The sequence below is a fragment of the Dyadobacter alkalitolerans DSM 23607 genome (genome assembly GCF_000428845.1).
GTDB lineage: Bacteria > Bacteroidota > Bacteroidia > Cytophagales > Spirosomataceae > Dyadobacter > Dyadobacter alkalitolerans.
The window spans coordinates 81429-93735 of the sequence record NZ_AUAS01000006.1 but is presented as its reverse complement, the minus strand read 5'-3'; the positions used below and the strand labels follow the sequence as shown (position 1 = coordinate 93735).

Here is a 12307-nt window from a genome sequence, read left to right as displayed (position 1 = left end):
CTTTCAAAATCATAACATTATAATGAGCAGCCAATTATTTGATGATCAAGTAGCGATCGTAACGGGAGCAGGACAGGGAATCGGGTATGAGATAGCAAAACAACTCGCGTCACAGGGAGCTTGCGTGATTTTGAATGACTTTGACGAGGACCTCGCCAAAGAAGCTGCGAGCAAAATACGGAGTATGGAAGGCGAATGTGTTGCATTTGCAGGCGATGCTTCCAAAGTTGAAGTGATCGATGGAATGGTGGAAGAGGCTGTTAAATGCTTTGGAAAACTTTCCATTGTGGTTGCAAATGCAGGCATTACGCTCTTCGGCGACTTTTTTACTTATCCGGAAGAAAATTTAAGAAAGGTCCTGGAAGTGAATCTGATGGGATCTTTCTTGCTTACACAAGCCGCAGCCCGGAAAATGCGTGCGCAAAAAGCGGGTGGCAGAATATTGCTGATGTCTTCGGTTGTGGGCCATCAGGCGCACCAGTTTTTAGGCGCATATGCGATGACAAAGGCAGGATTGGAAATGTTGGCAAAAAATCTCGTGCTGGAATTATCCCCGCACGGCATCACCATTAACACAGTGGCCCCCGGCGCAACATTGACCGAAAGGACACTGGCCGAAGATCCGACTTATCCGAAAATGTGGTCTGCGATCACACCTATGGGCCGCCCGGCGATTTGTGAAGACATTGCTAATGCTGCCCTATTCCTGTTATCCCCGCATTCCGGGCACATTACAGGGCAAAGCCTCGTCGTGGACGGCGGCTGGACTTCGGTAAGCCCCCTACCCGACCTGAGTAACCTGCAGGTAAATAAGGATTAATCTTCCATTCCCTGTGAAAACAGCTGTGCTTCCAGGTCATCAATATTGCCATCCGGCGAAACAAAAAGCTCACGGGGCTTGGAAGAGGCGACGGGAATAACCGTCATGAATGTCCGATACTGAGCATCTGTGATGATTTTCAAAGTCAACGCTCTTTTCAGCACCATTGGGAACGGGACTTTGAAGAAATTGGCTATGTCAGCAGCCAGGAAATCAGGGATTTTTGAAATGTCATTTCTGAAAAAGCTTTCTACTTCTTCAAAAGGAAGCAAGGCTTCAAATATCAATCGCTCAGAACGCGCTGCCAGTGAGGTTGTATTCGTATATAATGTATGCAAACCTAGTGACACGGTCAGCAAATGAATGTGATAATTACGTTCATTTATCTCCGAAGCGGCATTGACAAACACCCATCCTTTTTGACGATATATTGCAGAAAATCCTTTGAAATTCGGATCCACATTATGCAGCTGGGCAATTTTAATTCCCTCAGGATATGGCAGTTTGTGACCTATCTGGTGTACAATGTCCTGCGCATAAGAAATGTCCGCAACCGCTCCCGCAGGCTCTATCATCCAATCTCCATTTACCAATCCCTCAAAAAGCGCATCAGCCAACCGCTGGCTCTCCACCTGACCAAGATGCAGGACGATCCGGTTACCACGCACCGAAAAATCGAGAAGTAGCTGGTTCTTTGGTTGCTTTTTAGCCATAGTGTTTCAGTTGTTGAGGTCCGAACTTCAAAGATACAGCCTTGCACATTCAGCAACAAAGCCTTTTAGATTTTTATCTCCAGTCCAATGTGTTCAAAAGCTGGATCATGTCTTTTTGCAAATAATCGATGACAGGCGCCAGCGAATCGTTTTTTGTGGCAGTCGGAAAGTATATAGCGCCGCGCATAAAGTGTTTTGTACTGTCCGTAGTATAAAACTGGCAAGGGCTGGGCACGTCGCCTTCTATTTTAAACAAAATGGCCGTTTTCCCAGTCTTGCTCAAAACGCGCTGTTCCTGAATGGCCGAAGCGCGGATCTGGTGCTTGCTGGCAAGCTTGTAAGAGTCGTCAATGTAAGCTTTCAGCAATGCAGGATTATTGGCAACGTCCTTATAAGTGATTTGAATGTTGGCTTTGAACTGAGGGTAATTGATGAAGATCCAATGTTTACCTGCCGTTGCAAATGTATCAGGAACAGCCTCTGCGTATTTAGAAAATTCAAATGTATAGGGATGCTCCTGCGTCAGTTTTTGATAAGTATGCGGCGGCAGATCCACTCTGTTAAAACCCTTAGGCTTAGGAACATAACTGGCTTCTTTTTTACTGCATGCGGCTGATATAATGCATATGACAGAGAAAAGCAGTATTTTTTTATACATTGAAATGATCTCTTTTATAAAACTGAACGCGCAAACTTAACGAAAACAACATTACATTATTTCCTACAAAGGTTTGTGCAAAATAAAAAGCGAAATTGCCATTAAGACAACTTCGCTTTTTTAAGATCATAAATCAAATATTACTCTACAGTCACTGATTTCGCAAGATTCCGGGGCTGATCCACATTCCTGCCGCGCATAACAGCGATGTAGTAAGACAACAATTGCAACGGAATTACCGAAACCAACGGGGTTAGTAACTCGTGAGTTTTAGGCACCTCGATCACAAAATCGACCATGCCTGGAATGAGCGTATCGCCCTCAGTAACAATGGCAATAACCCTTCCCTTCCGTGCCTTCACTTCCTGAATGTTGGAAACGATTTTCTCGTAAGAACCATCTTTCGTTGCCAGGAAAACCACCGGCATATCCTCGTCGATGAGCGCGATAGGCCCGTGCTTCATTTCTGCGGCAGGGTAACCTTCGGCGTGGATATAGGAAATCTCTTTCAATTTGAGAGCGCCTTCCAACGCCACCGGGAAATTCAAACCTCTCCCGAGATAAATAAAGTTGCGTGCATAGGTGAATATAAATGCGATCTCTTTGATCTTATTAGCGTTCTCAAACACTTTTTCCACCTTCGCAGGAATGGTTTCCAGCTCAATGAGCAGTTGGCGGTAAGTCTCTTCGGATATTGTGCCTTTGCGCTTCGCAGTAGCAATAGCGATCAAAGTTAGCACTGTCACCTGGGCCGTGAATGCTTTCGTACTCGCCACCCCGATTTCCGGCCCTGCGTGTGTGTAAGCGCCTGCGTGCGTTGCACGGGCGATGGAAGAACCCACGACATTGCAAACACCGAATATCGTCGCGCCCTTTGACTTAGCCAGCTCTATGGCAGCCAATGTATCCGCAGTCTCACCGGATTGTGAAATGGCTATAACGATGTCCTTTTCATTGATAACCGGATTTCGGTAACGGAATTCGGAGGCGTATTCGACCTCTACGTTCACTCTTGCCAATTCTTCGAAAAGATATTCTGCTACGAGACCTGCGTGCCAGGAAGTGCCGCAGCCTACGATTACAATGCGGTCTGCTTCTGCCAGTTTATCAAGATAATTTGCCAGCCCGCCTAATTGCAAGTGTGCATCGTCCGCACGCAATCTTCCACGCATACTGTCGGCGATGGAACGCGGCTGTTCAAAAATTTCTTTGATCATGAAATGGTCATAACCACCTTTTTCGATGGTTTCCAGCTCCATTTCCAGCTTCTGGATATAAGGAATCGTTTCCGTGTTATCCAGATTTTGAATGCTTAACCGGCCTTCGCTGATCACAGCAACTTCATAATCATCCAGGTAAACCACATCTTTGGTATACTCGATGATCGGCGTGGCGTCGGAAGCAAAGAAAAATTCATCTTCTCCAATGCCAATTACCAGCGGGCTCCCTTTTCTTGCTGCAATAAGTTGTCCCGGATGATCCAGTGACATCACCACTATTGCATAAGCGCCCACGACTTCTTTCAGCGCGTGTTTCACAGCAGATTCCAGCGAACCGCCCGTCTCCTGCTGAATGTCTTCTATAAAATGAATGAGAACTTCTGTGTCTGTATCGCTGAGAAACTTATGCCCTTTTGTGACCAGATTTTGTTTGATCGAAGCATAATTCTCTATAATGCCGTTGTGAATGATGGAAAGCCGGCGGTTATTGGAGTAATGCGGGTGCGCATTTACGTCATTTGGCTCCCCGTGTGTGGCCCAGCGCGTGTGCCCGATGCCGATTGTGGCGGTAAGATGTTTGGAAGCAAGCTCACTTTCGAGGTCGGATACTTTGCCTTTTTTCTTATAAATATCCAATTTGTCATTTTCCAGCAAGGCAATTCCGGAACTATCATAACCGCGGTATTCCAACCTTTTAAGACCTTTGAGAATTAAGGGATAAGCTTCTCTGCCTCCCACGTAAGCTACAATTCCACACATATTTTAAGAATTTAAATTGAGTGTATGTTAAATGATACAGTGCAAATAAATAGCAATCAGGAATGCTTAACAAGCTATATTATAATTAATTACTAAAAATTATCCAATTTCATATGAGTGCTCGAACACATCGTAAATATCCGATTCCGCGATTTTTACGATTAGTACAAAAAAAATGGCGACCATTACGGCCGCCATCATTTTCAGTGATATGTCCGGGATCAGTTCATCAGATCCGTATAAAGATTGTAATATGATTCCGAGAACTTCTCATCCTGTTCGTCAAGCTCAACACGTTTCGGCGCATTGTTGAAAATCTGGTTCAGACTTTCGCTGCAATGATCGTCCGCTTTCAAAACAGCGTCCGCGTATGCACAGCCAATTTTAACAAATCCTTCAAAGTCGTTGGAGCGCAAATGAGCCAAAGCTTCATCACTTACATCCATTGCTTTCGCTTTGTTATGTAAATCTGCGTCAAATTTATAGTCAAAAGCATTGTTATGCACCGTAAACACACTTTTCGTATCCTTAAACATCGGATCGTTGCGGTAAGTGGTTTTCAGATACAATGGAATCAAAGCAGTCATCCAGTCGTTGCAATGCACTACGTCAGGAGCCCAGCCCAGTTTCTTAACGGTTTCCAATACACCTTTGCAGAAGAAGATCGCGCGCTCATCATTGTCATCGTAAAAGTTATTCTCCTTATCAAAGAACACCGATTTGCGGTGAAAATAATCATCATTGTCGATAAAATAGACTTGCAACTTCGCATTAGGGATAGAAGCAACTTTGATGATCAAAGGCTTTTCTTCATCTCCTACGGTAATATTTATTCCTGACAGTCGAACTACTTCATGAAGCCGGTTTTTGCGTTCATTGATAAGACCAAAACGGGGAACAAGAATTCTGATTTCTGCACCTCGTTCCTGCATTGCCTGAGGAAGTTTCCTAACGTAATCGGCAACATCGGTGGTTTGGAGGAAAGGGTTGATTTCACTGGCTACATACAAAATTCGTAGTTTCTCCATAGATGTTTCAGCAGTTTGTGAAAAAAAGTTTTGCAAAATTATACAAAAAAAATGGCAAAATCAAAAAATATTCCAAACTAAATGTCATATTGCGCTCAGTTTGGGAATTCCCATTCCAAATTTTTTCATCGCCCACAGATAGTTGCTCACATGACAGAAAAGCATCCGCTGCGGTTTGATTACTCCCTCTGATTCCACTTTTTCAATGGAAGTATTTACTTCAATCAAAGGCCTGCGCAGTTTCCTCGATCAACAACTTTCAGAGCAAAAAACCATTGGGCTAATTCCCACTATGGGCGCATTGCACGAAGGCCACATTTCACTCGTTGACGCATCTATCAAAGAGAATAACGTTACGGTCGCCAGTATTTTTGTTAACCCTACGCAGTTTAATAACCCGGAAGATCTGCTCAAATATCCGCGTACGTTAGAAGCAGATTGTGCTATGCTTGAACAAGCAGGCTGCACTGCCGTCTTCGCGCCTTCCGTAGACGAAATGTATCCTGAAAAGTCGTCCTTACTGATCAACTTCGGCACTTTGGAAAGTGTGATGGAAGGGGCTTCAAGACCAGGACACTTCAATGGTGTCGGCATAGTCGTTTCCAAGCTCTTTCACATTGTAAGCCCGCACCGCGCTTATTTTGGACAAAAGGATTTGCAGCAGGTTTCCATCATTAAAAGGCTGGTCTCAGACCTTGCGTTTAACCTGGAACTGATCGTCTGCCCCACCATAAGGGAAACCGACGGCCTGGCCATGTCCTCCCGCAACCGCAGGCTTAATGACGCCGAACGCAACATTGCTCCGCATATTTACAGGATTTTGGAAGAAGCAAAGCAAAGTTTGCTGGCAGGAAAGGACATTACAGAAACCGTTTCCGCTGCTAGCAATGCATTTAATGCTATCCCAGAGTTTAAGCTTGATTATTTTGAAGTGGCGGATGTGAAGACATTGCAGCCAATTGCCACTGTTGGTGCTGCCGGGACGAATGCTATTTGCGTTGCGGCGTTTTTAGGGCCGGTAAGGTTGATTGATAATGTTGTGTTTTAAAACCCTGTCAGCCTGAGCGGAGACGAAGGCGCGTTACTTGTACGGTAGCGCGCCTTCGTCTCCGCTCAGGCTGACAGGGCTTGGTTGGCTCAGGCTGACAGGGCTTGATTGCCTTAGACTGACAGGGCTTGATTGGCTCAGGCTGACAGGGTTTGGTTAACTCAGGCTGACCGGGTCAGCCCAGCCGACATAAAACTCCTCCCCCTTTACGACAACTTCCAATCCCCACGATACTTCCTCTTCACAAACTGATTCGCCTCGTCGAAATTGGTAATCTTCATATTATTACCATCCCAAAGCAATTTCTTCCGACCTGGATAGTCAAATCCTTTGCCGTCTGCTTTCGCTGTGCGCAGGTTATAGCTACGGATTCCGAGGTTGCCCATGATGACGGTTTCGGTCAATGGGCCGGCGTAGTCGAATGATGAGGTTAATGCTTTGTGTTCTTTGCTGTTGAAACCGGCTTTGCAGGCGTCTGTCCAGGAGACGTGGTGACCGAATTCTGGCATTGGTGTGTATTTGTTTCCAAAATCACCCTGCTTGTATTCCAGCTTCGTACCGTCGTTCAGGTAAACTTTTGGGTTAATACCATAAGTCCCGCAAGTCATTACGCCCTTTTGCCCTATTAACAAAACACCATTGCTGCTGTCTGGCTCACCAAGCGGATCGTTGGCGGGGATAATGTCCGGATGGAAAGGACGTAGGCCGCCGTCGTGCCAGGTTAATGTTACTTCGGATTTGTTAATCTTGTTTGCAGGGAATTTAAGCTGAACCCTCGATGATGGCGGGCAGCCTTCGGGAATGTATTCGGGCGTCCAGTCTTTGATGAAAACTTGTCCTACGCTGCATTCTAATTCGGTTGGATAACCCAATCCTAATGTGCGGAAAGCGGGGTCGATCAGGTGGCAACCCATGTCGCCTAGTGCACCCGTTCCGAAATTCCACCAGCCTCTCCATTTGAATGGATGCCACGCCGGATTGTAATCAACCCATTCAGCCGATCCAACCCAAAGTTCCCAGTCAATGTCTGCAGGAACAGGGAATTTTTCGGTTGGAACCGGAATTCCTTGTGGCCATACGGGACGGTTGGTCCAGACATGCGCTTCGTGCACATTGCCGATCAGACCTTTGGTAAACCACTCTTTCATCTGGGTTTGCGCAGGGTTGGAAGCGCCCTGGTTGCCCATTTGCGTTACGACTTTATATTTACGTGCTGCTTCAGTGAGCATACGCGCCTCGTAAATGTCGTGCGTCAATGGCTTTTGCACATACACGTGCTTGCCGCGCTGCATGGCTGCCATCGCGATAATGGCGTGCATATGGTCGGTTGTGGAAACGGTTACGGCGTCTATGTCCTTTTCCATTTCATCAAACATCTTTCTGAAGTCCTTGTATTTTTTTGCAGTCGGGTGCAGCTCAAAATTCTTTTTGGCCTGGTTCCAATCCACGTCGCAAAGTGCTACCAGATTTTCGGCACCTTTATTCCATGCATTATTTGTATCTGAAAAACCCTTTCCGCCAACCCCTATTCCCGCAATGTTCAATTTGTCACTTGGTGCCACGAAGCCTTTGCCCAGCACATGCCGTGGCACAATAAAAAAGCTTCCAATCGCTGCTGCCGTCGTTTTTTGCAAAAACTCCCGGCGCTTCACATCCTTCGGTTTATTTTCTGAACGCATCTGATTTGATAGTGAAAAGATAAAGTGGATAATATTGTTTAAAGCATACTTGTCATAATAATTACTTGCAGCCCCTGCATTTGTGAATGGGAACCGTAACCATAACGCCGATGTTTTGAAGGCTGTATATTATTCCCTTAACTTTGGGGTGAATAAGGACATTAATAAATTCCCGACTTACATTACCTGGTAATGCAAATAACACTCATGAAATCGAAGATTCACCGGGTTAAGGTGACTCAGGCGGAGTTGAATTACGTAGGCAGCATCACCATCGACGAAGATCTTATCGACGCTGCCGGATTGGTTGAAAATGAACAAGTTCACATTGTCAATAACAATAACGGAGAGCGCTTTGTAACGTACGTTATCAAGGGTGAAAGAGGGTCCGGAATGATCTGCCTGAATGGTGCCGCGGCACGCAGGGTTCAGATCGGCGACATCATCATTATCATTGCATACGGCTCCATGAGCCAGGAAGAGGCCAGGACATTCAAGCCAATGGTCGTGTTTCCGGATCATAACAATCATCTTGTGGTGTAGGTCAAACTTCTTTTCTTTGCGGGTTCTCAAAATTCTTTAAACAGCTATGAAAAGCGCTTTACGTTACATCATTTCGCTTGCGCTGGCAGGCGGCCTGATCTGGTTTGTCTTTAAAGACATCAACTTCGCAGAAATGCTGGACAGGTTTGCCAAATCGGACTGGCGATGGATAGCATTATCCTGCTTTTTACTGCTTTGCGCACACGTAACGAGAGCCTGGCGCTGGGGCATGCTGATGGAGCCGCTGGGCCACAAACCCGGACTTTTCAATAGTTCTATCTCCGTATTAACCGGTTATTTTGCCAATTACATTGTGCCCCGAATGGGCGAAGTAACGCGTTGCGGCACGTTATACAGGCTGGAACGCATTCCCGTCAACCTTAGCTTTGGGACCGTTGTCGCGGAACGTATATTCGATGTGCTGATCCTGCTCATCATGATCGGTTTGAATTTTATTCTCGAATTTGATCGCCTCAGCAAATTTTTCACTGATTTTTTCCAAAGTAAAGTTTCAGGCGGCGAAGGCGGCAGCACAGGGACTGGAATCCTGGCGGGGATTTTGGTTACGGGCATGGTTGTGGTGGTTGCTGCGGGCATTGCGGTTTATAAAAATGTCGCCTTAAGAGACCGTTTGCAGCAGAATGCATTGATCCAGAAGATCGTCACGTTCGCAAAAGGAATGCTTGATGGGTTTTTGAGCATTCGCAAATTAAAGAGTCCGGGATTATTTATTCTTAGCACGATCGGCATCTGGGTTTTCTATTATTTCGTGTCCTATGTGCTGTTTTTCTGCATTCCTGAGACTTCGAATCTGGGACCATTGGCTGGCTTGACATTGTTGGTTGTAGGCGCCATTGGTATGACCGCACCCACACAAGGCGGCATCGGAGCTTATCATTTGCTTGTTGGTAACGTGATGATTTTGTATGGTTTATCTCAAAATGACGGCATTACATTGGCTACGTTTATTCATGGTGCGCAAATGATTTTTATGCTCATTATCGGCGCACTGGCATTCCTATACGTTTTAGTTCAGAACAAAAAATCGGTTTCCGAAAAGAATCAGGTCCCGATTGAAAATTAATGGCTGTTTTGTAGTCCGGTTATATCAAAAGCGCGTATGACATCGTACTAACATTACAAAAATCCTTACACCGATTGATTCCATGAACCTCACCGAAAGCAAAATTTTAAGACTCGAAGAAGCCATTCCAACCATTGAAGACTGGCAGCGCGCCGGACAAAAAGTGGTTTTCACCAATGGCTGCTTCGACATTGTTCACTTAGGACATATAGACTATCTCGAAAAAGCGCGTGCATTGGGCGACAGGCTTGTTTTAGGCTTGAACACTGATGCCTCCGTAAGCCGCCTCAAAGGACCATTGAGACCCGTCGTCAATGAGTATGCAAGAGCAAGATTAATGGCAGCACTTTCCTTCATTGATGCTGTCATTTTGTTCGACGAACCGACGCCTAGTCAGTTGATTGAAGCTGTAAAACCTGACATTTTGGTTAAAGGAGACGATTATACCGTTGAAACTATTGCTGGCGCGGATTTTGTTTTAGGTAAAGGAGGTGAGGTAAAGACGATCGCTCTTGTAAAGGGTTACTCGACTACCGCGCTGATTGAGAAAATAAAACAAGGATATAACTAACACAAATATGGCTGGTGCATATGTAATTGGTATTTTGGTGATGCTTATTAGCCTTTATGTGCAATGGCGTCTCAAAAGTAAGTTTGAAGAATACTCGCAAGTAGGGCTGAGCAATGGAATGAGCGGAAAAGAAATCGCTGAAACCATGCTGCGCGAAAGCGGAATATATGATGTTCGGGTTTTGTCTGTCGAAGGACGCCTAACCGACCATTATAACCCTCAGGATAAGACAGTCAATCTGAGCCCTGACGTTTATCACGGAAGAAGTGTCTCGGCTGCCGCTGTCGCTTCCCACGAATGCGGGCACGCGGTGCAACACGCAACCGCGTATAAATGGTTACAGTTCAGGTCACAAATGGTGCCTTTTCTAAGCATTGCCTCATCTTACATGCAATGGATTATCCTTGGCGGAATCGTTTTGTTAAATACAACGCCTATTCCATTGGCAATCGGAGTAGCATTATTTGCCGCAACGACAATATTCAGTTTCATCACATTGCCGGTTGAATACGACGCAAGTAACAGAGCACTTGCCTGGATTAAGAACAACAGGATTGTGAATGAGAGAGAATATGTTATGTCTGCCGATGCCTTGAAATGGGCTGCCAGGACTTATCTGGTTGCTGCGATCGGTTCACTCGCGACGTTGCTTTATTATGTGAGTCTGTTGATGGGGAGGAGGGACTAAGGAAAGTTACTAGTCGACCATAATGTTGACAACCCCTGTCAGCCTGAGCGGAGCCGAAGGCGCGCTACTTGTCGAAGGCGTCATGCACGTGCCTTCGGCTCCGCTCAGGCTGACAGGGGTTGTTAACACCAACAACTAAAAAGGTCTGAGAGACAAGCTCTCAGACCTTTTTTCATTTCTTCTTCTGATTCCAATACACAACCACATTATGCGTCGATCTTCCTGACGCCAGGATATCCAGATCCCCATCTCCATCCAGATCCGCAGCCGTAATGTCTTCACAAGCGATCTTGATTTTATCGTCGAGCGCATATTCCTGCCACTTTTTTCCTTCGGGATCTGATCCAACGAAAATCCTGACACCGGTTTCCCCGGTAACATTCGGGTTGCGCCAGCCCATTACGACCTGGTCGCGGCCCTGGCCGAAGAAATCGGCGCAGACTAGTGCGTGGCCTTCTTTGATTTTATCTGTTAAAACTGTTCTGTTGTCTTTGGAATAAACGACTAATGTGTTGCCGTGCATGGGCTCGATGGTGGCGGTGAAAAGCTGGTTTTTGCCCAGACTTCCCGTTCTAACCTCTCCTACTCCTGTTTGCGGGACCATCCAGGTGCCTGATGGCGCCAAACCTTCCGCGCCGTCCAAAAATACCTGAACGCCTTCCTTACCTGCCACAGCCAGGCCCAGCATTCTGCCGGGCACTTCCATGGGGTGCATATTATGGGTCATGTGCATGCCGGTTTCCACCAGATCAAATCCCCAGATTCCTGTTTTATTTTGAGGAACATCAAATGCAATAAGTTTAACGCCAGCACCTTCGCCACCCAAATTTCCTTCGCCGTGTAAGGGAAGCACGGCAAGCTGGAATGTGCCGTCGGCTTTCTTCAACCATTGCATGCGGTGAATGGTCACTTCGTGATGCAGGCGGACTGGCTCCCAAAGCTGCGTCCTGTCACTGGGGGCCGATAAATAGTAAACCGCTCCCGATTGTTTCAAATTCTTTGTTTCCGAAGGGTTCCACTGCGCACCAACGGCCACTTCAACTTTTCCATCACCATCAATGTCCCTTGCAGCAATGCATACATTATCCTGTTCGGTCAGGTCTCTGGCAATGATATAGCGCGTCCACTTTTCTGCCTTTTTTCCTGGATTTTTATACCAAACAATTTCCTTTTTATCTGCCAGTAAAATGTCCGGCTTGCCGTCTCCGTCCACGTCGCCGGACGTGACGCCATAACCTATACTGATCTTATCATCAATAACCTCCCCTACAAAAGTCGCTGTCTGAGCAACCGTTTTCGCTGCAACCAATGTGAGGGCAAAAAGTAAAAATTTTCTCTTCATAGTCTCTGTTTCGGGGCAATTGCCCTTCTAATTATTTAAGCATATTTTTTCCCAATATACTTCAAAAGTGCGCAACAGCATTTGAAAAAAGACTTTTTTGTGTCGCTTTGATCGGCTTTACCTACTTTTGTAAATTATTGTGAACCAATTTACC

Annotated in this window: 12 protein-coding genes; 6 read left to right on the top strand and 6 right to left on the bottom strand. The window is 45.9% G+C overall.

Annotated elements, in window-relative coordinates:
* Positions 1-22 precede the first annotated feature (22 nt).
* A complete protein-coding gene (locus G395_RS0113685) occupies positions 23-820 on the top strand; it encodes an SDR family NAD(P)-dependent oxidoreductase (RefSeq protein WP_035361324.1) in 798 nt (265 codons plus the stop codon).
* Here G395_RS0113685 and G395_RS0113680 read toward each other — a convergent pair.
* The 4 genes from G395_RS0113680 to G395_RS0113660 form a co-directional block, all read right to left on the bottom strand.
* Entirely contained in the window at positions 817-1533 is a 717-nt protein-coding gene (locus tag G395_RS0113680) for a hypothetical protein (protein ID WP_026630559.1), read from the bottom strand. The genes G395_RS0113685 and G395_RS0113680 overlap by 4 nt on opposite strands.
* A gap of 73 nt (positions 1534-1606) precedes the next feature.
* Positions 1607-2191: a gliding motility lipoprotein GldD gene (gene gldD / locus G395_RS0113675; protein ID WP_026630558.1), complete on the bottom strand. Its 585-nt coding sequence runs from the start codon at positions 2189-2191 to the stop codon at positions 1607-1609.
* A 140-nt stretch (positions 2192-2331) separates the two neighbouring features.
* Complete coding sequence (gene glmS, locus G395_RS0113665; protein WP_026630557.1) at positions 2332-4170, bottom strand: glutamine--fructose-6-phosphate transaminase (isomerizing); 1839 nt, start codon at positions 4168-4170, stop codon at positions 2332-2334.
* Positions 4171-4391: 221 nt separating this feature from the next.
* The gene (locus G395_RS0113660; protein WP_026630556.1) at positions 4392-5198 is read right to left on the bottom strand and encodes a glycogen/starch synthase; all 807 of its coding nucleotides are present in this window, start codon (positions 5196-5198) and stop codon (positions 4392-4394) included.
* Between the two features lie 205 nt (positions 5199-5403).
* Here G395_RS0113660 and panC point away from each other — a divergent pair, with 205 nt between their 5' ends.
* Positions 5404-6246 (top strand): pantoate--beta-alanine ligase, encoded by an 843-nt coding sequence (gene panC / locus G395_RS0113650; protein WP_026630555.1) that lies wholly within the window; start codon positions 5404-5406, stop codon positions 6244-6246.
* A gap of 206 nt (positions 6247-6452) precedes the next feature.
* Here panC and G395_RS0113645 read toward each other — a convergent pair whose 3' ends face one another.
* Positions 6453-7925, bottom strand: coding sequence for a Gfo/Idh/MocA family protein (locus tag G395_RS0113645; protein ID WP_026630554.1), 1473 nt, complete (start codon positions 7923-7925; stop codon positions 6453-6455).
* A 192-nt stretch (positions 7926-8117) separates the two neighbouring features.
* Between G395_RS0113645 and panD the strand changes: the two genes are divergently transcribed.
* The 4 genes from panD (at position 8118) to G395_RS0113625 (ending at position 10811) form a co-directional block, all read left to right on the top strand.
* A complete protein-coding gene (gene panD / locus G395_RS0113640; RefSeq protein WP_026630553.1) occupies positions 8118-8468 on the top strand; it encodes an aspartate 1-decarboxylase in 351 nt (116 codons plus the stop codon).
* A 46-nt stretch (positions 8469-8514) separates the two neighbouring features.
* Positions 8515-9552 carry a lysylphosphatidylglycerol synthase transmembrane domain-containing protein gene (locus G395_RS0113635; protein WP_026630552.1) on the top strand — a complete coding sequence of 346 codons (1038 nt, stop codon included), beginning with the start codon at positions 8515-8517 and terminating at the stop codon, positions 9550-9552.
* Positions 9553-9634: 82 nt separating this feature from the next.
* Positions 9635-10123, top strand: coding sequence for a D-glycero-beta-D-manno-heptose 1-phosphate adenylyltransferase (gene rfaE2 / locus G395_RS0113630; RefSeq protein WP_026630551.1), 489 nt, complete (start codon positions 9635-9637; stop codon positions 10121-10123).
* A gap of 7 nt (positions 10124-10130) precedes the next feature.
* Positions 10131-10811, top strand: a complete 681-nt coding sequence (locus G395_RS0113625; RefSeq protein WP_026630550.1) for a zinc metallopeptidase — start codon at positions 10131-10133, stop codon at positions 10809-10811.
* Positions 10812-10983: 172 nt separating this feature from the next.
* On the opposite strand, the gene G395_RS0113620 is transcribed toward G395_RS0113625, so the two are convergent.
* Complete coding sequence (locus G395_RS0113620) at positions 10984-12153, bottom strand: FG-GAP and VCBS repeat-containing protein (protein ID WP_026630549.1); 1170 nt, start codon at positions 12151-12153, stop codon at positions 10984-10986.
* Positions 12154-12307: the final 154 nt, after the last annotated feature.

Excerpts from the sequence above, each read along its gene's own strand:
- G395_RS0113660 (WP_026630556.1), bottom strand. The coding sequence starts at position 5,198 with ATGGAGAAACTACGAATTTTGTATGTAGCCAGTGAAATCAACCCTTTC.
- G395_RS0113625 (WP_026630550.1), top strand. The coding sequence starts at position 10,131 with ATGGCTGGTGCATATGTAATTGGTATTTTGGTGATGCTTATTAGCCTT.
- G395_RS0113620 (WP_026630549.1), bottom strand. The coding sequence starts at position 12,153 with ATGAAGAGAAAATTTTTACTTTTTGCCCTCACATTGGTTGCAGCGAAA.
- gldD (WP_026630558.1), bottom strand. The coding sequence starts at position 2,191 with ATGTATAAAAAAATACTGCTTTTCTCTGTCATATGCATTATATCAGCC.
- glmS (WP_026630557.1), bottom strand. The coding sequence starts at position 4,170 with ATGTGTGGAATTGTAGCTTACGTGGGAGGCAGAGAAGCTTATCCCTTA.
- G395_RS0113635 (WP_026630552.1), top strand. The coding sequence starts at position 8,515 with ATGAAAAGCGCTTTACGTTACATCATTTCGCTTGCGCTGGCAGGCGGC.
- rfaE2 (WP_026630551.1), top strand. The coding sequence starts at position 9,635 with ATGAACCTCACCGAAAGCAAAATTTTAAGACTCGAAGAAGCCATTCCA.
- G395_RS0113645 (WP_026630554.1), bottom strand. The coding sequence starts at position 7,925 with ATGCGTTCAGAAAATAAACCGAAGGATGTGAAGCGCCGGGAGTTTTTG.
- G395_RS0113680 (WP_026630559.1), bottom strand. The coding sequence starts at position 1,533 with ATGGCTAAAAAGCAACCAAAGAACCAGCTACTTCTCGATTTTTCGGTG.
- G395_RS0113685 (WP_035361324.1), top strand. The coding sequence starts at position 23 with ATGAGCAGCCAATTATTTGATGATCAAGTAGCGATCGTAACGGGAGCA.
- panD (WP_026630553.1), top strand. The coding sequence starts at position 8,118 with ATGCAAATAACACTCATGAAATCGAAGATTCACCGGGTTAAGGTGACT.
- panC (WP_026630555.1), top strand. The coding sequence starts at position 5,404 with ATGGAAGTATTTACTTCAATCAAAGGCCTGCGCAGTTTCCTCGATCAA.